Source organism: Trichocoleus sp. FACHB-90 (assembly GCF_014695505.1).
Taxonomy (GTDB): Bacteria; Cyanobacteriota; Cyanobacteriia; order Cyanobacteriales; family FACHB-T130; genus Funiculus; species Funiculus sociatus.
The window spans coordinates 1-19,897 of record NZ_JACJOK010000078.1 but is presented as its reverse complement, the minus strand read 5'-3'; the positions used below and the strand labels follow the sequence as shown (position 1 = coordinate 19,897).

20 protein-coding genes are annotated in these 19,897 nt (G+C 44.3%); 11 read left to right on the top strand and 9 right to left on the bottom strand.

The window, feature by feature from the left end:
• Positions 1 to 4: 4 nt before the first annotated feature.
• Positions 5 to 1,153 carry a tyrosine-type recombinase/integrase gene (locus H6F74_RS22640; RefSeq protein WP_190444415.1) on the bottom strand — a complete coding sequence of 383 codons (1,149 nt, stop codon included), beginning with the start codon at positions 1,151 to 1,153 and terminating at the stop codon, positions 5 to 7.
• 467 nt (positions 1,154 to 1,620) lie between these two features.
• On the opposite strand from H6F74_RS22640, the gene cpdA reads away from it, so the two are divergent.
• Complete coding sequence (gene cpdA / locus H6F74_RS22635) at positions 1,621 to 2,418, top strand: 3',5'-cyclic-AMP phosphodiesterase (RefSeq protein ID WP_190444414.1); 798 nt, start codon at positions 1,621 to 1,623, stop codon at positions 2,416 to 2,418.
• A 154-nt stretch (positions 2,419 to 2,572) separates the two neighbouring features.
• Positions 2,573 to 3,088: a dihydrofolate reductase family protein gene (locus tag H6F74_RS22630; RefSeq protein ID WP_190444413.1), complete on the top strand. Its 516-nt coding sequence runs from the start codon at positions 2,573 to 2,575 to the stop codon at positions 3,086 to 3,088.
• A gap of 132 nt (positions 3,089 to 3,220) precedes the next feature.
• Here H6F74_RS22630 and H6F74_RS22625 read toward each other — a convergent pair whose 3' ends face one another.
• Positions 3,221 to 3,727: a hypothetical protein gene (locus tag H6F74_RS22625; RefSeq protein ID WP_190444412.1), complete on the bottom strand. Its 507-nt coding sequence runs from the start codon at positions 3,725 to 3,727 to the stop codon at positions 3,221 to 3,223.
• Positions 3,728 to 4,010: 283 nt separating this feature from the next.
• Between H6F74_RS22625 and H6F74_RS22620 the strand changes: the two genes are divergently transcribed.
• Together H6F74_RS22620 and H6F74_RS22615 are read left to right on the top strand one after the other, a co-directional pair.
• On the top strand, positions 4,011 to 6,533 hold the full coding sequence (locus tag H6F74_RS22620; protein WP_190444411.1) for a PAS domain S-box protein: 2,523 nt from the start codon (positions 4,011 to 4,013) through the stop codon (positions 6,531 to 6,533).
• Positions 6,534 to 7,003: 470 nt separating this feature from the next.
• Positions 7,004 to 9,169: a PAS domain-containing protein gene (locus H6F74_RS22615; RefSeq protein WP_190444410.1), complete on the top strand. Its 2,166-nt coding sequence runs from the start codon at positions 7,004 to 7,006 to the stop codon at positions 9,167 to 9,169.
• 269 nt (positions 9,170 to 9,438) lie between these two features.
• Here H6F74_RS22615 and H6F74_RS22610 read toward each other — a convergent pair whose 3' ends face one another.
• The gene (locus H6F74_RS22610) at positions 9,439 to 9,918 is read right to left on the bottom strand and encodes a peptidoglycan-binding protein (protein WP_190444409.1); all 480 of its coding nucleotides are present in this window, start codon (positions 9,916 to 9,918) and stop codon (positions 9,439 to 9,441) included.
• A gap of 460 nt (positions 9,919 to 10,378) precedes the next feature.
• Between H6F74_RS22610 and H6F74_RS22605 the strand changes: the two genes are divergently transcribed.
• A complete protein-coding gene (locus tag H6F74_RS22605; protein WP_190444408.1) occupies positions 10,379 to 10,582 on the top strand; it encodes a hypothetical protein in 204 nt (67 codons plus the stop codon).
• A 27-nt stretch (positions 10,583 to 10,609) separates the two neighbouring features.
• Here the strand turns inward: H6F74_RS22605 and H6F74_RS22600 are convergent, their stop codons facing one another.
• Together H6F74_RS22600 and H6F74_RS22595 are read right to left on the bottom strand one after the other, a co-directional pair.
• Positions 10,610 to 11,287: a response regulator transcription factor gene (locus H6F74_RS22600; protein WP_190444407.1), complete on the bottom strand. Its 678-nt coding sequence runs from the start codon at positions 11,285 to 11,287 to the stop codon at positions 10,610 to 10,612.
• A gap of 243 nt (positions 11,288 to 11,530) precedes the next feature.
• Positions 11,531 to 12,079, bottom strand: a complete 549-nt coding sequence (locus H6F74_RS22595; RefSeq protein WP_190444406.1) for a hypothetical protein — start codon at positions 12,077 to 12,079, stop codon at positions 11,531 to 11,533.
• Between the two features lie 186 nt (positions 12,080 to 12,265).
• On the opposite strand from H6F74_RS22595, the gene H6F74_RS22590 reads away from it, so the two are divergent.
• From H6F74_RS22590 to H6F74_RS22575, 4 genes are all read left to right on the top strand, one after another.
• On the top strand, positions 12,266 to 12,613 hold the full coding sequence (locus tag H6F74_RS22590; protein WP_190444405.1) for a hypothetical protein: 348 nt from the start codon (positions 12,266 to 12,268) through the stop codon (positions 12,611 to 12,613).
• Positions 12,614 to 12,708: 95 nt separating this feature from the next.
• On the top strand, positions 12,709 to 14,220 hold the full coding sequence (locus H6F74_RS22585) for an AAA family ATPase (protein WP_190419621.1): 1,512 nt from the start codon (positions 12,709 to 12,711) through the stop codon (positions 14,218 to 14,220).
• Between the two features lie 144 nt (positions 14,221 to 14,364).
• Positions 14,365 to 14,718, top strand: a complete 354-nt coding sequence (locus tag H6F74_RS22580) for a DUF1257 domain-containing protein (RefSeq protein WP_190419624.1) — start codon at positions 14,365 to 14,367, stop codon at positions 14,716 to 14,718.
• A gap of 336 nt (positions 14,719 to 15,054) precedes the next feature.
• Positions 15,055 to 15,615, top strand: a complete 561-nt coding sequence (locus H6F74_RS22575; RefSeq protein WP_190444404.1) for a Uma2 family endonuclease — start codon at positions 15,055 to 15,057, stop codon at positions 15,613 to 15,615.
• A 197-nt stretch (positions 15,616 to 15,812) separates the two neighbouring features.
• On the opposite strand, the gene H6F74_RS22570 is transcribed toward H6F74_RS22575, so the two are convergent.
• Positions 15,813 to 16,022 (bottom strand): hypothetical protein, encoded by a 210-nt coding sequence (locus H6F74_RS22570; RefSeq protein ID WP_190444403.1) that lies wholly within the window; start codon positions 16,020 to 16,022, stop codon positions 15,813 to 15,815.
• A 127-nt stretch (positions 16,023 to 16,149) separates the two neighbouring features.
• Here H6F74_RS22570 and H6F74_RS22565 point away from each other — a divergent pair, with 127 nt between their 5' ends.
• Positions 16,150 to 16,362, top strand: a complete 213-nt coding sequence (locus H6F74_RS22565) for a helix-turn-helix transcriptional regulator (RefSeq protein WP_190444402.1) — start codon at positions 16,150 to 16,152, stop codon at positions 16,360 to 16,362.
• Positions 16,363 to 16,591: 229 nt separating this feature from the next.
• Here the strand turns inward: H6F74_RS22565 and H6F74_RS22560 are convergent, their stop codons facing one another.
• Positions 16,592 to 16,861: a hypothetical protein gene (locus H6F74_RS22560; RefSeq protein ID WP_190444401.1), complete on the bottom strand. Its 270-nt coding sequence runs from the start codon at positions 16,859 to 16,861 to the stop codon at positions 16,592 to 16,594.
• Positions 16,858 to 17,076, bottom strand: a complete 219-nt coding sequence (locus tag H6F74_RS22555; RefSeq protein ID WP_190444400.1) for a hypothetical protein — start codon at positions 17,074 to 17,076, stop codon at positions 16,858 to 16,860. The genes H6F74_RS22560 and H6F74_RS22555 overlap by 4 nt, the downstream gene beginning before the upstream one ends.
• Before the next feature lie 435 nt (positions 17,077 to 17,511).
• On the opposite strand from H6F74_RS22555, the gene H6F74_RS22550 reads away from it, so the two are divergent.
• Positions 17,512 to 18,108 carry a COP23 domain-containing protein gene (locus tag H6F74_RS22550; RefSeq protein WP_190444399.1) on the top strand — a complete coding sequence of 199 codons (597 nt, stop codon included), beginning with the start codon at positions 17,512 to 17,514 and terminating at the stop codon, positions 18,106 to 18,108.
• Between the two features lie 123 nt (positions 18,109 to 18,231).
• Here the strand turns inward: H6F74_RS22550 and H6F74_RS22545 are convergent, their stop codons facing one another.
• Complete coding sequence (locus tag H6F74_RS22545) at positions 18,232 to 19,743, bottom strand: tetratricopeptide repeat-containing serine protease family protein (RefSeq protein ID WP_242022312.1); 1,512 nt, start codon at positions 19,741 to 19,743, stop codon at positions 18,232 to 18,234.
• Positions 19,744 to 19,897 lie beyond the last annotated feature (154 nt).

The following is a 19,897-nucleotide window of genomic DNA, read 5'->3' as shown; positions in this document are numbered from 1 at the left end:
CTAGCTAAAACTCAGGTACCTCTGAGACGGTAGCACCTGCATAGTGTTTTAGAACTACCTCTGGACTGTTGCCAACTAAAGCAGCGACCTGTGAAACAGTTAGCCCGTTCTCTAGTGCCAGAGTGATGAAGGTATGCCGGGTGTTATAGGGTGGTCTGTAGCGTTCTACTAAACCTTGTCTGACCAGCTCGGTCACTATACCCCGGTAGGTCTTACTACCTACCCTACAACCTCGCCAGACTTGGTTAGTAAACTTACCGTTATGGATATATAACCCAGTAGGGCTAGGAAATACTAAAAGGTCTGTCTTAGGACTGTCCGGTCGGATAGCCTCTAACAGTACCCTGAGAGACCTATTAACCGGAAACCGTCTAGTCTTCCCGGTCTTGGTAGTCTTCCGGATGTCTAGCTGACTATCATAAGACTCTGAAAATATAACCCAGTCTAGACTAGGGCTAATGTTACCCCAGGTCAGCGCGATCGCCTCACCAGTCCGGCACCCGGTAGCAAATAGGAAACTAACAAAACTGTGATAATAGTTCTTATTCTCTAGGAAAGCTTCTAGGATAGCCTGTCTTTCTGAGATGCTAAACGGGTCTATCTGGCTAGTTGCCTTTGGTCTCTTGATGCTGCCAGCTACCCCTAAGAACGGGTTAGTCTCTATCAGACCGGAAGCTACTGCCCAGTTACAGCAGGCGCTAAGGTAAGTTAGGACTCTCTTAGTCGTATCAGCAGAATGCTGGGATAATAACCAGTCTCGGATGACTGAGACCTGACTAATGTCTCTGGTCGGTAGCTGGTCTATATGGTTCTTATATTTTCTAACGTAGTCTTTCTGATATGTGGTCTCAGCTATCTGAGGTCTCATATAGTCTGAGTATTTATACCAGAGACTAGCTAGGTCTTCTGGCGATCGCTTGACTACTTTTTGTTTCTGCTGGAAAGCTGACTTGTAACGCTCTAGGCTAGTGTCTAGCTGTCCAGTCTTGATGTCTTCTTCTATCTGCCAAGCTACCGCTTGTGCTTTCCTAAAGTCTTCAGGGGTTAGACCAGTGCTGATATACCTAGCGCTACCTTCTGCTATTGCCCTAGGCAGTCTTAACCTTAGCCGTCCGTTCTTTTCCTCTATCCCGATCGCGGTCTTGGTAGCCATCTGGTAGCCAAGATAGGACTAAACCAGACTAAGAGAGGTTATTCTACAGGAACCTAGCCTCTTTCCTTGGTTTTGCAGACCTCTGCCTTACCACTTGGCTATGCCGCCATAAATTCAGATTACTACTATACCAAATTTTGACGATTGCTTACCTACGGAAAAATTCTTAGTAGATTATCGCTGTATTTACAGGCAGATGTCCATTTCCGGCGCTATATGTGATGACGATCACATATGGGGGATTCCTAGATCGCAGGTATTTGACGATCTCTAACGGTAATGTGTTACCCATCTAAAGACGTAAGTGTTTACACGTATTTTTTAATATTCATCTATCTTTAGACTTATTTGATTAACTTGTTCCGTAGGAAAGCTGTACATCAATGTTTACCTAATACAGCAGAGCCATTGGGGTTTAGTGTCCTAACTATTTTTCTTTGAGCAGCTACCATCCATTACAAAACTTTATGATTCCAGCCAAGCCGCTTGCGATCGCTCAAATCACAGATATTCACCTGTTTGCCGACACCAAAAAAGAATTATTAGGTCTTCCTACGGAAAAGTCATTTCATGCAGTTCTAGAGCAATTGCAAAAACTATTGCCTCAGCTAGATATGCTACTGCTGACTGGGGATTTGTCCCAAGATGGCAAGGCGGAATCATATCAACGGTTGGCAGAATTGCTGAGTCCCTTATCCATCCCAACCTACTGGGCACCAGGGAACCACGATCAGCCTTTGGTGATGCAGCAGGTGTTAAAAGAGGCTCCCATTTCTCCAGAAAAGTCTTTTGCAGCCGGAGGCTGGCAGTTTTTGCTACTTGATTCTCATGTTTCTGGTTGCGTGCATGGCAAACTATCATCAGAAAGCCTAGTTTGGCTGGACACGCAACTAAAGCTAGCAAGCGACAGACCTACCCTGATCGGTTTTCACCATCCACCTTTTCTCGTGGATTCAGATTGGCTAGATGGCAGCACACTACAGAATCCAGAGGAACTTTTTGCTGTTATAGATCGCCATCCTCAAGTAAAGTTGGTGATTTTTGGTCACATTCACCAAGAATTTTATCAGCGGCGTGGTGGTGTTCACTACCTGGGTAGTCCTTCTACTTCGATTCAATTTGAGCCTCACAGCCACAATTTTTCCTTGGATGAAGTAGAGCCAGGATTTCGTTTATTAAACTTATATCCTGATGGCTCTTTTGAAACTAGAGTGCAGCGGGTTACTTACGTGCATGAACTGGATTTGGCAGCAACTGGTTATTAGAAAAGCTGGGGAATAATTAAAGGCTTTCATGGTATCAAGTCCGGGGAATGCGAAATGAAACTTCAATTCCCCCAAATAAGCTTTAACCGAACAGTCTTGCACAGCGATTGCTCTAAACGTAAACTATCTGTAGTGCATTTGTTTAGGTGGTATTATGCGTAAAGTCATATTATTTATTGCATCTAGTTTAGACAGCTATATTGCACGCCCTTCTGGTAATGTTGACTGGCTGTTTACAGACCAAGATTACGGTTACTCGGAGTTCGACGCTGGCGTTGACACCGTTGTTATGGGCAGAAAAACCTATGAACAAGTTCTTACTTTTGGAGAATATCCTTACAAAGGGAAAAAGAGTTATGTTTTCACAAAGCATCCTTCCTGCCAATCGGACAACAACGCTGAATTTATCGCAACAGATGTGAAGAACTTTGTAGATGATTTACGTCAGGTTGATGGAAAGAATATCTGGTTAGTGGGAGGCTCTCTATTAATTCACGATTTCATCAGCAAAAATCTTGTGGATGAGCTGATTCTTTCGATACACCCAATCGTCTTAAGCGAAGGAATTCCACTATTTTCTAATCAATTAACCACTACATTTTTGAAGCTGACTGGATGTCAGACATACAGTTCGGGATTGGTTCAGCTATCTTACAATTTTATGGGTTGAACGCGATCGCTACTGAGGTGTTATACAAATTCATTTTTTTCCCGCTACACTAATCGCTTTTCTCAGCCCCCTTAAAAAGGAGGCTGGAGAATCAGATGAGTAGCTTCACTTTCCCAGCTATTCACCCCGCAGTTATTCGGTGGCTATCCAACGCACGTAGGGAAGCCCTGCTGACAAACTTCTAGATGTGATTTGAGTAGTGCCATCAACCCAACCAACATCTACGCGGAAATAAACTTTGCCATTGCCTAAGCGGAAGCGGTACGCCCGCAGTTCTGGGGAAGTTGCTTGACCGACGCAGGAGGCGTAGGCTTTTTGTAATGGGGCTTCGTATTCTACGAACTTCTTACCCGAACTCGAAACTCTGGCAGATCCTGCGATCGCGCGAGTGTTTGCTACAACCGTATGCTCCGCGCCGCCTTCAAATGGAACTAATAATGTCGTCAACCCAACTTTTTGAGGACAGGTTCCATATTTGCGTTTTACAGTCAAGTTGGTGCTGCTTCGCGCTGGCGAACTAGCGGGCTGGGCTAGAGTCGAAGTAGATGTACTAAACACTAGCGCCGATAACAGTCCTAAAGTGCTGGCGAATTTCACCGGGTGAGAAAATTTACTTTTGGTCAAAGTTAGAAGTTTCATCTTAGACCTAGGGAAGCGTACCAAGACTTAGTGAATAGTCTTTATATAGAATGACTTGATTCTGGCGCGATGGCACTCACACAAATGGCTCATCCAATCGGGTGAAACTTCAAATTTTTTCGGAAATATGAAGTTTCAATGATGAAGCATTGAAGAGGAATTTGTTTCCAGGTTCATCAATTTTAACTTTTGCTTTCCCGACTCCTACTGAGTCTGGCGGCAATAAACTATTGTTGGCATCAATTATACCGGATTACCAGCAATATAGAAAGAGGCTTTAAGTATGAAAGAAACTATCGCTAAGATCCAAAAACACTGCTTTAATTTGCAGGCTGGGGGTTCAGTAAACACTTCAACTAAGCTAGTTAAGGTGGAAAGATTGCCTAATACTCAAACCAGACTAGAAGTTTTTAATAACGCAACATTTGAAGCAGTTTTGATTCATGAACAAGGGAAAATTTTAGATGTTAATCCTGCCGCAGAAACATTATTTGGCTATTCAACAGACGAATTGATTGGTAAGTCGCTTTTGGATGTTGCAGCCGTTCCTTCCTACGAAACGATTAGACAAAGATTGCGCTCACCTTCAGATCAACCTTTTGAAGCGATCGCATTGAGGAAAGATAAAACAACTTTTATCGCAGAGGTTTCTGCTAAAAGTATTGTGTATCAAGGTAGATTGGTTAGGGTGGCTAGTGTTAGGGATATTACAGAACGCAAGCAAGCGGAAGAAAGGGTTAAAAAAAGTGAAGAGAAAAATCGCGCCCTTTTAAATGCGATTCCGGATTTGATGTTCATCTTCAGCAAAGACGGAAAATATCTGGATTTTAAAGCAGAAAAAGCCAGCGATTTGATAGTTCCGCCTGATGAAATCGTTGGAAAATTTTTGTGCGAGTTAATGCCAACAGACGTAGCTCAATTGTTCATGCACCACATTGAGCAAGCAATCTCGACACGAGAAACCCAAAACCTAGAGTACCATCTGTATCTGAATGGAATCAAGCGCGACTGGGAAGCACGGCTGGTGTCTCTTGGGGAAGAGGAAGTTGTGGCAATTGTCCGCGAAATCACCCAGCGCAAGCAGGTAGAAGAAGCGTTGCGAGTTTCAGAAGAGAAATTTAAGAAAGCTTTTAGTTCTAGCCCTGAGTCGATTACGATTTCTACAGTTAAAGATGGGCGATACATTGACGTTAACGAAACTTTCTTAAATATTTCCGGCTACACACGTGAGCAGGTGATTGGTCATAATTTAACTGAATTGCAAATTTGGGTTAATCCAGAAGAACGCCTGCAAGTTATCAAGTTATTGCAGGAAGATGGGGCGGTTCGTAACCAGGAATACGAGTTTCGCAAGCAGTCCGGCGAAGTGGTAATAGGACTTTTTTCTGCGGAAATTATTAACTTGGGCGGCGAAGAATGTTTGCTGACTGTGGGGAACGACATTACTGAACGCAAGCAGGCGGAAATCCAGCAACGCATGACGCAAAAACGCGATCGCTTATTAGCAGAAACTCTAGGGCGTATCCGTTCATCCCTGAACCTGGAGCAAATTCTCAACACCACAGTTGAGGAAGTTCGTTCGTTTCTACAAGCTGACCGCGTTTTCATCGGTCATACAGATGGTAACGGTAAAGGAAAGGTGATTGTAGAATCGGTAAACTCAAATTATCCGTCAATTTTGGGTTGGGTACTTGATGATGAAAGTTCTCTCGCCGACTTGAGAACGATGTTTGAGGAAAATTGCGTCCGAATGGTTGAGGACACAAGTAAGGTACAAGTACCAGAAGCGATCGCATCTTACCACAACGATTATCAAGTTAAATCAGTCTTGGCTGTACCAATTAGCGTACACGGTCAAGGTCTGTTAGGGGCGTTGATTGTCAATCAATGCAGCGGTTCGAGACGCTGGGAACCAATGGAAATCGACTTACTCGAACAGTTGGGAACCCAAGTAGCGATCGCAATCCAACAAGCCTCTCTATTCAACCAGGTACAAGCACTCAATGCCAACTTGGAATGCCAAGTCCAAGAACGCACCGCCCAATTAGAGCAAAAAATAGAGGAAGTTCAAGAACTCTATCAGCTTAAAGATATTTTCCTACACGCAGTTTCCCACGATCTGCGAACGCCAATCGTCGGCGGGTTACTCGTGTTGCAGAATTTGTTGATGGCTAATCGCAATGAACAATTAGCCATTAGCCATCAACAAAACACAATTCCCGTTCCTCGCTCAATTTTAGAGCGAATGATTCAAAGTAGCGATCGCCAACTCCGTCTGATAAATTCCCTGCTAGAAGTTCATACTAGCGACGTGCGAGGCGTTGTCCTCCACCGCGAACCAACCCAAATTGGCTCTCTAGTACAAGCCATTGTCGAAGACTTTGAGCCGCTATGCGCTAAAAACCATGCTTTCTTGACAAATCAAGTCGAGGGCGAATTGCCTAGCGTCAATGCAGATCCGCTTCAGCTGCGGCGCGTGTTTGAAAATCTGCTCACCAACGCCTTGAACCACAATCCACCCGGACTGAAAATGACCATCAAGGCGACAGTTAAGAATCAGATGATGCGCTGCACTATTGAAGATGACGGCGTGGGGATGAATCAAGAAACTTGCGATCGCGCCTTTGAACTTTATGCCCGTGGTTCCCAAGCTAGACGCTCAACTGGCATCGGTTTAGGATTATATCTTTGTCAGCAAATCATCATTGCTCACGGCGGCGAAATTGGTGTTATTAGTTCACCTGGAGACGGTGCAACTTTCTGGTTTACTTTACCTTTGGATGAGTCTTTTGATTGTGGATATTAAATGAGCTTTTTCCACAATCACCCAATCGGGTGAATCGCCGGAAGGATGTGAACAAGCGATCGCCTACTGTAAATTAAAAAGATGAGATTTAAGAATCCCGACTGCATTTCTCTACGGTTTTAGGGAACACTAAAAGAAGGATGAAGTGTGAAGGAGGGACTGGGGATTGGGGACTCTTGGCTGGGGACTCTTAAGACCTCACGAATAAATTTCTAGTTCCCAAGCTGAGCTTGGGAATGTATATTTGTGAGGCAGAGCCTTACACTACCTTTGTAATTTATGTCTTCCGAAAGAGGTAGATCCTCAAGAATCGCATTCCCATGCCCAGCCTGGAAAAAAAGGCTTAAATTGCTCTTTTTATTCCCGCCAAAAGCCAAAATTTTATCCTTAATAATTCATACTTTTTAACGTGCCAACCTGGTGCAACTATTGAAAATTTATTGAGTTAAAACAAAGAGATGTGATTTCTAATGCCTGAATATCTACAAGCGATAAGAGAATGTTGTCGGGATGAAGCAGCTTTTGAAAGGCTCCAACAAATCTTGGCTGGCACTGGCATTCCAAACGTTGAGGAAACTCAAGACAAGCTACAACATAGCGAGTTTAAATTCCCAACAATGGCTGACAACTTACCAGGTATGATTTACCAATACCTGCGGACTCACGATGGTCGCGAGTCGCTGGTATGTGCTACTTCTGGCTATCGAGAATTGTTCGAGTTAGAACCAGAAAACATGGAGGCTAATTTTCAACTGCTCAAAGAGTTAATTCATCCCGATGATTTAAAAACTTATGAAGAATCTGGAGATATTTCTGCCGCCACTTTGCAACCTTGGGCTTGGGAAGGTCGCATTATTACGCCTACTGGAAAAATAAAGTGGATACAATGCGCTTCTCGTCCAGAAAAGCAGCGTAATGGCGATATTCTCTGGGATGGCTTAATGATGGAAGTCACGCAAAGCAAAGCTGCCCAAGAAGCGCTGGAGAGAGAACGGCGACTTTTCATCGGTGGGCCAGTGACAGTTTTCCGTTGGCTTGCACAAGAAAATTGGCCTGTAGAATACGTCTCGCCTAATGTGGCTCAGTTCGGCTATCAACCAGAAGATTTTTTAACTGGTAGAGTGCCTTATGCCAGCATTGTTCATCCCGATGACTTGGCTAGAGTTGATGCTGAGATCCAAGCTTATAGCGCCGAGAAAAGTGTTAGTTCTTACGAACAAGATTATCGCCTGATGCGTTCAGATGGCTCTGTGCGTTGGGTCTATGACTTTACCACTATCGTCCGCAATGAAACTGGGGAAATTATACACTATGACGGATATGTTTTAGATGTCACTGAACGCAAAGCTGCGGAAGCGCAACTAGGAGTTGCTGCTGAACGCGATCGCTTACTGGGAGAAATTGCCCTGAGAATTAGGCGATCGCTCGATCTCGATCAAATTCTTAACACTACAGTTGAGGAAGTCCGGCAATTTCTGCAAACAGATCGGGTTTTTATCGGACATCTTAATGACAATTGTCAAGGAAAAGTTTTAGCAGAATCTGTTGCCCCAAATTGGCGCTCAATCCGTGGATGGGTCACGAATGACCGCCACTTAAAAGAAATAAAATCACTTTTTAAACAAGGTCAGGTTAGAGCAATTGATGATACACAAGCGGTAGCAAAATCTCGATTTCATGCTGCATACTATACAAAATATCAAATCAGAGCCAGTTTGTGTGTCCCTATTATGGTTGGCGACCAGTTTTTTGGGATGCTAATCGCCAATCAATGTAGCGCACCGCGTCACTGGCAGCAATTTGAAATTGACTTGCTTTCTTCACTGGCGACGCAGGTAGCGATCGCTATCCAGCAAGCACAACTTTATGAGCAATTATCAGAGCTTAATGACAGTTTGGAAACTCAAGTCTTGGAACGCACAGCCGAATTACAACAGGCTATTACAAAATCCCAAGAGTTGAACCGCCTTAAAGACGTAGTTTTAAATACTGTTTACCACGAACTACGCACCCCCGTTTTGGGTAATTTATTGTTGCTAAATAATTTTCTTAAAAGCCCACAAGATACGATACCGATCTCTCGCCATATTTTAGAGCGGATGATTCAGGGTAGCGATCGCCAACTCGGTATGATTAATTTATTACTAGAAATTTCCCAAGAGCAAGGAATCGTTTTGCATCCTGAGCCGCTGCAACTAAATACACTTTTAACACCAATGCTCAAAGATTTGCAGCCAATACTCAAGGGAAATCAAGCGAATGTAACGAATCTGATTTCAGAAAATTTACCATTGGTAATGGTTGATGCGGCTAAGTTGCAGCGAGCGTTGCAAGATTTATTTACTCATATTTTGAAACATAATCCCCCTGGAATTAGTTTAACTTTGAGCGCCACAATTGAGGCAGGGATGCTGCGCTGTACGATTCAGGATAACGGTGCAGGGATGAGCCAATCAGAATGCGATCGCTTATTCGATCTCCACGTCCGCGATGCTAGAGACAGCTGCACGACAGGTATTGGGCTAAAATTGTATCTCTGTCGGCAAGCGATCGCAGCCCACGGCGGCGAAATTGGCGCGATTAGTAACCTCAATCACGGCTCAACTTTTTGGTTCACATTACCAGTTAAAAACTAGAAAAGCAAAATTAAAAACTCAATAAATTTTCTAACTATAATTAAAAATAAACTAATATTTTTAATTATTTAAAGTGAGATCACAATAATGACAAATAAAAATATTTACAATTTCAAGTTTCCAACTGGGTATTCTCACGCACCAACAGCGAATTGACGCTAACCCTAACACAAGAGAGTTTGCAAGGCTGGAATTGACTCATAAATCATCATTTTTTTGAGTTAAGAGTGTTGAATTATAAGTTATTAATTCAACACTCTTAACTGTTTCTAGTGAGGAACTTTGCTCAGAGCGTGCCAAGTGCGATCGCCCACAATGCCATCCACAACCAAATTAAACCGCTTTTGGAAGGATCTCACCGCTGCATCTGTGCGCGGGCCGAAATTCGGGCTAGTCTCAGTATTAAAATCGCCCGTTGTCTGTAAAAGACGCTGAAGCATTACCACTATTTCACCTTGGCTACCTTTTTTGAGTACAGGCATATTGACTGGCGCACCAGAATAAAGAGCTTGCCATGTCACGTTTCCCACAACGCCATCCTCTTTCAAAAAGACCCGATGCTGGTAGGCTCTTACGCCATTTTCTACCACTATATCGAAGATACCGTCAATATCGCCAAAGTAAGTTTCCCAGCGATTTAACAGTCTTTGCAGTTCCTGAACCCCTGCTCCTGTGGAACCGCGCTTGAGTACAGGTTTGTTGATTTGGGCATTAGCTTGAGCGTTGAAAGTATTAGTTGGAGCTGTCATGGTTTTGGTTCCTTTAATTTGTGTTTTTTGAATTTGTGTTGTGTTCCTTACACTTTCTAAGGTACTTGTTATTTCCCAGCTCCGACTTCACCCAACCATCTCATACAAAAGGATGATATCCATTAACTTTATATTCTTAAAAACTATTTCAATTCATCCCTATATTTCCCCCATTTTTCCCACCTCATCCAATCAGGTGAATCAATAGTATGAATTAATTTCGCCTGAAGTTTAAACCCCAGGCGTATAACTAAAGTCGGTTTTAACCGACTAACAATAACAAAGTTCAGTTTTTTTAATCCACGTTAGCTATAAGCCAGAGACTTAAGTCTCTGGCGGACTAAAGCGAAGACGAAGAAATAGTTTGTTTTCACCCAACCAGGTGAGACAACGGCATGAAGTGCGATCGCTCTTACCCGTCGTACTTTAAATCAGACGCTGAATTGAATGGTGCCTAGTCATGGGGTTATTCTACTTTTACGCACAACGCCTTGGTATTGTTTTAATTCAGCCAAAGGCGATTACAAATCATCCTCTCACCAGCAGAAAATTTTCCAACCGACCAGAAGCGGAAGTTTCTAATCACCGACACCGGGCAAAATTGACACAGGATATTGAGCGAATCACCCAAATCTATCACTTGGATCGCCGGACTTTTTTGTAGAAAAGGTTTCCTAAAAGTGTCTTTAGGCTACACCAGCCCCGAACGAAGGGCAACAACAGCTGCTTGCACCCGGTCATCGACAGACAATTTATTCATAATCCCTCGGACGTGAGTTTTCACAGTATTTGGACTTAGGTAGAGGGCAGCAGCAATCTCCGGATTACTTTTGCCCTCTACCATCAGTTTCAATACTTCTAATTCCCGTTGGGATAAATTTGAGACAGCGCTGCTCGTCGAAGGCGGTTTAAGATGGTCAATTACTCGACGCGCAATTTGCGGATCGAGGTAGGTGGCACCTTCTTGGGCAGCAGTGATTGCTGCTAACAATCGCTCTACACTAGCACCCTTGATGCAGTAGGCATCGGCACCGCTAGAGAGGGCAGCAATGATTTCTGTTTCTGTGGTGTGGGATGTTAGGACAACCACCCGGACATTAGGAAGTGCTGCCTTAATTTGCTGGGTGGCAGCAATTCCATCGAGTCGCGGCAGACCAATATCCATCACAACCAGATCCGGTTTCAGTCTCAGAGCAGCTTCTACGCCTAGATATCCATCTTCAGCTTGTCCAACGATGGTGAACTGGGGGTGAGCGGCTAATGACTGCTCCAAACCCAGCTGCATCATCGGGTCGTCTTCCACAATCAAAACCCGCAATGGGTGAGATTCAGTGGGTGTATTCAATGGTGATTCTGTTTCCGGAGGCATGGAATTAATGAAGTTGTTTTATTGGTTTTATCTACGACAAAAATACACGGTTTGGGCAGTTTAATGAAATAAAGCCTCATCCCTGAGACTGATTTTAAGCGCTAGGGGAATTAAAAAAGCAAAATTAAAAATTAAAAATTGCCGAATTCCGATTTTAAGTTTTTAACTTCTCATGCCCAGTCAGATGCTGGGAACGAAGGTTAGGAGGCTCAGCCTCTGTTAAAACTTGCATAATTCCCATTTTTAATTTTTTATTTCAGGAATGCGGTATTGACCAGCAACGTAATAGAAGAAGCGATAATAATCGTCAAATTGTCCGGAGGGCGATCGCCCTTGCCAGTAGTAACGTATCCTTCCCTGAATTAAGGTCAGTCTCATCAAACTGATATCAGAACGCAGTTCCACTTGCAGCTTCCCGGTTATCCCCTGTTGGGTGGTAAAGTTCTGCTGCATGGATGTATGAGGGTGCTTTTGTCCCGATGGTATCAGTTCAATTTCTGGCAAACTAGCACCCGCTACTCCCAGTATTTCTACCTCTAAGTTCTGCGGATCTCTAAACGCCCGCCCATCTCTATTGTCTGGCATCGGGGCGGCAATCCAGTTACTGGGATAAGGAAACTCGAAGTCATAGCGCGGGTTGTTATATATTTTCCAGGTTGCTGACTGGTTATCGGTGGCCCGACAACCCCACAGCATCATCATGAGGGCGATCGCATATATTGCGATCGCTCTCGTGTTGCCACAATTGGCTTGCCAACTCTGACTCCCGACTCGGCTGGAATATTTGTACACCTACGCCAATATCTCCGTTCTGGCTGCTTTTATTCATTCGCCAGTCCCCCATCCTCTGCCGGACAATCGGGAGAAATATTAAGCAATGTAACAATATTGCCGTCATGCTGGCTTAACGTCTTGACAGCCCGGAATAAGACCGATAACCTGTGAAATATACCCGGGTAGGACGACCGATAAAGTTATATGCAAGATAAGCAAAAGGTTACGTTATATCTTCCTCCAGGTCTTCATCGTCAGCTCAAAATTCGATCTGCTGTTGACTCGGAACCGATGTCATCAATGGTCGAAAGAGCGATTGTTTTCTACCTGACAAACCCGGAAGTGGTGGATGAGGTAGAGGCAAATCACGGGGGGACGCATCGGGTATATTCTTGTCCGGAGTGTTCTAGTTCCGTGGTAGTGCGAGATGGAGAAATGGTTGCCCTTGGTGATCAGCCTGGTGTAATGGCTGAGGAGCTAACCACCCTTGAAGGTACCAGAAGTGAAGTTGGTACTGATTCCCAAGGAGAACAGGAGTTGGTTCCCTGCTAAGGTTCCTCCTCTATGAGCGGGTGCCTTGCTCGAATCAAGGCAAGCAGTGCGAATGTTGGCTAATGGTTGTGCCGTCTCTAATGGGTCGATAGATTATGAAAGAAGAGCTAGATATTCTGGTTCAAGCTCAATATCCCCTAATCTACCTGGTGACATCCGAGGAAGAAAGGGCTGAGCGAACAATTGCAACAATTGCTCAAACAAGATCCCAGCAGCGGCGTGTGTTCATATGGACAGTCACCCACGGCATAGTCGAGTACGGCCAACCTCGCAATATTACCCAACATAATACTGTTTCTCCAGAGGCAGCGATTGAATGGGTAGTACGCCAAAGAGAACCAGGTATCTTTATATTCAAAGATTTACACCCGTTTATTGAATCACCAGCAACAACTCGGTGGCTGAGGGATGCGATCGCCAGCTTCAAAGGCACGCAAAAAACCATTATCCTCATGTCACCCTTCCAACAGATCCCAATCGAGCTGGAAAAAGAAGTAGTAGTTTTAGATTACCCCCTGCCAGACCTGGCAGAACTCAACCAAGTATTGACCAGTCAGCTAGAGCAAACTCGCAACCGTCGTACAACGACAGAAGCGCGGGAAAAAATGTTAAAAGCCGCCTTGGGTTTGACCCGGGACGAAGCTGAAAAAGTTTATCGTAAGGCATACGTTAAAACAGGTCGCCTAACTGAATCAGAAGTAGATATTATTCTTTCTGAAAAAAAGCAATTAATCCGTCGCAACGGCATATTAGAATTCATTGAAGAAGACGAAACTATTGATGCAGTTGGCGGTTTAGAAGAGTTGAAGCGCTGGCTGAGACAGCGATCTAACGCTTTCACAGAAAAGGCGAGAGAGTACGGCTTGCCTCAACCGAAGGGAATGTTAATTCTAGGCGTTCCTGGCTGCGGTAAATCCTTAATTGCCAAAACAACTTCCCGCCTCTGGAGTTTGCCACTTCTGCGCCTGGATATGGGCCGAGTGTATGACGGCTCAATGGTAGGTCGGTCAGAAGCTAACTTGCGGAACGCCCTGAAAACAGCAGAGTCAATTTCTCCGACGATTCTCTTCATCGACGAACTAGACAAAGCCTTTGCTGGTACTTCGGGATCCGCTGACTCAGATGGCGGTACATCCAGCCGAATTTTTGGTTCCTTCCTCACCTGGATGCAAGAAAAGACTTCTCCGGTGTTCGTGATGGCAACTGCCAACCGGGTTGAACGTTTACCAGGTGAATTTCTCCGCAAAGGACGTTTTGACGAGCTTTTCTTCGTCGATCTTCCTAACGCGGAAGAACGTAAGGACATTTTCCAGATTCACCTTGCCAAGCGGAAGCGCGACCTTTCTCGCTTTGACCTAGACCAGCTGGCTAAGGTTTCTGATGGATTTTCCGGGGCAGAAATCGAGCAGGGATTGATTGCGGCAATGTACGAAGCATTTGCCCAAGAGCGCGAATTTACCCAGCTTGATATTATTGCGGCAATTAAAGCCACACTGCCGCTTTCCCGGACAATGAACGAGCAGGTTACGGCCCTGAGGGACTGGGCAAGACAGCGAGCGCGACCTGCTGCATCCTCCGTCGCTGAGTATCAGCGAATGGAGTTCTAAAAGCTTTCTCCTGCTCCCAACAGGAGGAAAGACTAGCAAATTGCTAGTAGTTTGATAAAAAAGCCGCCAAGTAATTTCCCAAGGCGGTAGTCTCGAAACAAAAAAGTTGTCGTTTCTCTTAACTCTCTACTGGAGGAAATCCCAATGTCTCACTTTAGCACCCTGCGTACCAAAATCACCGATGCCGAAATCCTGAAGGCTTCTCTCCGTGACCTGGGTATCAGCGTTAAGTCCGAAGCTGATGTTCGTGGTTACAACGGTCAGCGCGTTCGTTCCGACATCGTTGCAGTTTTGGAAGGCGAATATGACCTGGGCTGGTCTCGCAATAGCGATGGTTCTTTCGACCTGATCGCTGACCTGTGGGGCGTTGCCAAGAAGCACAACCAAACCGAACTGATTAACTCGATTAATCAGAAGTATGCCGTTAACAAGACCTTGGCAGAAGTCAAGCAACGCGGTCTTGCCAACGCCAACGTCAAGTTGGTTGTGCAAAAGTAATTATTGTGCGCGTTCCCAAGATATCGGGTTAATCAACTATAGATTAGCCCGTTTTTCCTATAACCCAGCTCTTTGAGAGCTGGGTTAATTTTTATTTTGGAATGGCGCGATCGCGTTGAGGCAGCAAAATAACCTATAACCCAGACAAACACCATCGTCAGCCCATTTGCCTCAAGGGATATGATTATGGACAAGCTGGTGCATATTATCAACGCTGTAAAACCTCTTGCTTTTAGGTAGGGGATATAAGGCGCTTTTCATAAATAGCGATCACTCTCAAATTTATCTGCAACTAAACTAAAATAGAACCTCATTTGATAATAATAAGAGTGGATTATGGCAACTGGACTACTCAAAAGATTATTTACTGTAAAAGAATACAATCGTATGGTTGAGGCGGGTATTCTCACAGAAGATGACAGGGTGGAATTGATTCGCGGAGAAATTATTCAAATGTCCCCAATTGGCAGAAGACACGCGGCTCATGTCAGGCGCTTAAATACTTTATTATCTGAAAAATTAGGCAGACGCGCCCTAGTCGATACTCAAAATCCAGTGGAATTGGATGATAGCTCCCAACCTCAACCTGATGTGGTGTTGCTGCAACCCCGTCCAGATTTTTATGAGTCGGGACATCCTAAGCCAGAGGATATTTTCTTGTTAGTTGAAGTTGCTGATACGACAGTTGAAAGTGACCGAAATGTGAAAATTCCTCTTTACGCTAGAGATGGTATTACTGAAGTTTGGCTGATAGATATTAATCAGCAATGTTTGGAAGTTTACCGACAACCTTGTGCTGATGGATACAAGGAAATGCAGAAGTTTTATCGGGGACAAACTGTATCTATCCAAGCGTTTCCTGATGTTGAAATTACCCTAGATGAGGTACTGGGTTAATGAACCCACAACCACAGGAAAACGAAATATTGAAACCATAGCGATCGCATTCTGTTTTCAAACACGTCAGTGTTGCGAATGCTCTTAGCATATCGGTTCTTATATACCAATACTATTTGAGTTGTAAAGATGCTATCTAAGAAACCCGGTTTCTTGGCGTTCACGAATCAAATAGGATCACTATAGTTCCTGTATTGTCAACTTTCTTCGTCTCGATCGTTTACATTTGTCTCAAAAATAACTGCAAGGCTAGCGGCGGGTATCAATTGCTGGAGTAACTGAAGATGCGCGATCGCATCATTGCGACAACGAAATCGAGCTACAATCGATGACTGTAAGTTTGGCAGATGACGAATCACGCACCAAGGATGAAGTCTGTCTCGGTAGGTCGGCGATGTTGGTATCATAGAGCTATCCTTCCCACAATGTGGGTTGTGTTAGGAGCGATCGCCCTTGATTTCTCAGGTCGGAGGGCGATCGCTTATTTGGATAATATTATTAAACGCTGCGAACGCAGCAGTTGTCAAGTGTAGAATGGGGTTAATTAGGTTACGAGTACGGGAACTAGCTACAGAGAAGGGTTGGACACTAAAAGAAGTCTCCGATAGAACGGGAATTCCTTACGGTACAGTCAGAAGCTATGCCCATTCTCCGAAGCTGGCAACTGTAGACTATACGGCTTTACTAAAATTAGCCCGTGTATTTGACGTGATGATAGAAGACTTGGTGGAAGTTTTGGAAGAGTAAGAGATTGCTTGCTTGAGGATGCGCGATCGCATTCTATAAAAATTCGTCAAAAACGCGATCGCCTATCTATAAAAAAGTAAAGAGCGATCGCATCTACCACCCTCATCACCTGTTATCTGGTGAGGAGATTAATAGGTGACAAAGTGCGATCAATCCATAAATCAGGTGAGCATTACTCGTTAGACAACTTCTGTCCCGTCCGCTCCAACGCAGTGTTAGCTTACTAAGGCTACAACTGAGAGAGTAACTTATCATACTCTGCGTGCGAGCCGACCCAAAACCAAATAACGGTATCTTCGTCTAACTGTCCAACGGCTCGATAACTCTTGCTGATTCGAGCAGAATAGATTGGGAATTCTGGATGGATTTTTTTGAAGCGAAGACTGGGATGACTGGGATCTTGTTTAAATTGGCAATATGCCTCGCGTGTCTGTTGTTGAACTTGCTTTGGTAAATCGGCAAAGGCTCTACGAAATTGGTTAGTTGTACGCGATTTCACATTGTTTCTGGGTCTAATTCTTGAGTTTTACCCGCACGATATTCAGCCATCGCCTCGCCTGCAAGAAAAGCCAGGACATCTTTAGAACGCTTAAATGCTTCATCCCAACGGATTTCGTCTTCAAGTTCTTCTAGAATCATCGCCGCGATCGCATCCTGTTCGCTAGCAGGTAGAGTTTTCAAGCGGGCAATTGCTTGTTCGAGCAACTCAGTCATATATCTGGCTATCTAATTTACAAAATATTATTTAATTATCACATCCACACAAAGAGTGCGATCGCCTCTCAGTTAGTAGAGTAAGTAAGAGGCGATCGCACTGGTAGCAGAAGTTTAGAAAAAAAGCGCGATCGCATTTGATTGTACATATAGGTTATCTGTGAGGCAGGGCGAAGCTTTCGGGTAGATCAATTGTTTGTTACTTGCCTGATTTATTCACCCGAATGCAAAAGCCCCTACAAATATGGAATTTGAGCGCATTCTCGAAAAGTTGATCGCTTGACGAATGAACCCGCGCTAGTGGGTTTTGTCTGTATAAACGTGGTTTATAACCGCCAAGTTTTGCAATCTCTTCATAAACCCTCCTTTAGATAGCTGTGTAGATAAGTTATCTTAGAAACATCAACATCTCTACGGGGTTTTGGGGCAAGTTATATGTCTTTAGTAAAAGCAGGTTTCGTGGTAGCCATTATCGGGGTTATGATTAGTGCTGCTGCCTTGGCAAACGATTTTATTAATGGCAAGAAGCCGCCGTTACTATTCAGCGGAAAAAATGACCGCTTTACTTGCGAACAGCAACACTACCCCAACGAAGGTGAGATTTGGACGGTGGTTTATCATAACGACAAAGAGGCGCAACCTTGGCTAAGAATGGTAAACACTTTTGGTGATGACTGGAATACTCTAAAACGTTGTGGCGAGATTGAAAACCGTTTGGAAAATTATCGCAAAGATGGTCTGATTGCATTTGATTATCGCGCTGATCCCACAACTCCCAGCCAATCTGTTATCTGTGCCAAAACTAAACTGAGTGGCGACAATTGTCCCCTATTGGTGACGCTGGATGTCGGTGTTGATCCCTACCTGTCTCTCAGCAAGATGATTGAGGCTCTAGAGAATAAGAATACTGTGGATCAAAACAGTAACGGTGAGTCATCTGCTCCTCTTTTGTCTCCAGCTTCGCCATCTGTTCATTTGGGAAACTTTTTGGCAGATGAGGATCTGAAAGCTAGAGAAACTGCTAAAAAATAATCTGCTGTGACTGGGATAACATAGACACCTATAACTATTGTGCATAGGTGCTAATTGAGAAAATCCGAAGCTCCTGTCTATGACAAGTTATAAGTTTGGCGATGTTGTCCTAATAAATCTCCGCTATTTTGAGCGTCCCAACTGAGTTAGTAAATTCTTGCGATTATCTATTGCTGTTTGGTAGTCAGGCTTGATTTGAATTGCTTTGTCATAGGATTCGATTGCCTTTTCGTACTGTTTCAAGTTCCATAGCGCCTCGCCTCGACCATTCCAAGCTTGATGAACGTCAGGCTTGATTTGAATTGCTTTGTCATAGGATGCGATCGCCTCTTGGTACTGTTTCAAGTTCATTAGCGCAAGGCCTCGGTTATTCCAAGCTCCATACTTGTCAGGCTTGAATTGAATGGCTTTGTCATAGGATGCGATCGCCTCTTGGTACTGTTTCAACCTCGCTAGCGCCACGCCTCGGTTATTCCAAGCTTCATGGAAGTCAGGCTTGAATTGAATGGCTTTGTCATAGGATGCGATCGCCTCTTGGTACTGTTTCAACCTCGCTAGCGCCACGCCTCGGTTATGCCAACTGTCATGGAAGTCAGGCTTGAATTGAATGGCTTTATCAAAGGAGGCGATCGCCTCTTGGTACTGTTGCAAATCCGATAGCGCAACGGCTCGGTTATTCCAAGCTTGATAGATGTCAGGCTTGAATTGAATGGCTTTATCATAGGAGGCGATCGCCTTTTCGTACTGTTGCAAATCCGATAGCGCAAGGGCTCGGTTATTCCAAGCTTGATAGAGGTCAGGCTTGAATTGAATGGCTTTATCATAGGATGCGATCGCCTCTTGGTACTGTTTCAACTTCCCTAGCGCAATGCCTCGGTTATACCAAGCTTCATGGAAGTCAGGCTTGATTTGAATCGCTTTGTCATAGTCAATAACAGCTTCTTTGTAGCGTTCGGAGACTAACAAATCATTGCCGCTATTCAACAACTCTTCTGCATTTGTTGTCGCCGCCGCTTCGGCAAGCATCTTGGAAAGATTTACCTTATAGGTATTGCTAGGAATGTCCCATTTAAAAGTATTCTGTGCGTCCCCATCATCTGAATTTATACTTTGTGCAGACTGCTGTTCTGGCGGCAGATTTCCGCCTGTGAGTTCTGCCTTTTTAACAAGTTCTCTCTCGCTGCGCCCATGAACTGCAATTATCTTCCCTGCTGTATTTAGCACTGGCCCCCCACTCATTCCCCTAGCGGTTATAACAGGGTAGGAAATTCCATAGCCATCAGATAGTTTGCCAAGCGCTGATATCGTACCCGGTACAAACTGCGGTACAGAGGAACCGCCTGGGAAACCAGTGATGTAAATGCCGTCTCCCACATTCACTGTATCCGAGTCGCCTAATTCAAGAGCTTTATAGGGGCAATTTTCGCTACCTGGATTGAAGGTGATGAGTGCTAAATCTTGGTTGGGGAACTTTTGAATAGTCGCAGAGTTCCAAAATTTTCCATCGTTGGTTTGCAGCTTCAATTTACTACTGGGTGCTACCACATGACGCGCCGTGAGTACGGTGCAGACTTTGTTTTCTCCCCACACAAAAAAGCCGCTGCCATTTCCCGATGCGTCTGCGTAGGTAATCAAAACAATGCTATTTTCGGCTTGTTTGGCAATCTCTCCAGATGTCAGGGTAAGCGCATCTAAATATGAGTGTGAAATGTACTAAGTATTAAGCTAATGAAAACGGCTATTAATCTGAGAGAAGGGGCTATCTCATGGCATCAGGCTTAGACTCCGG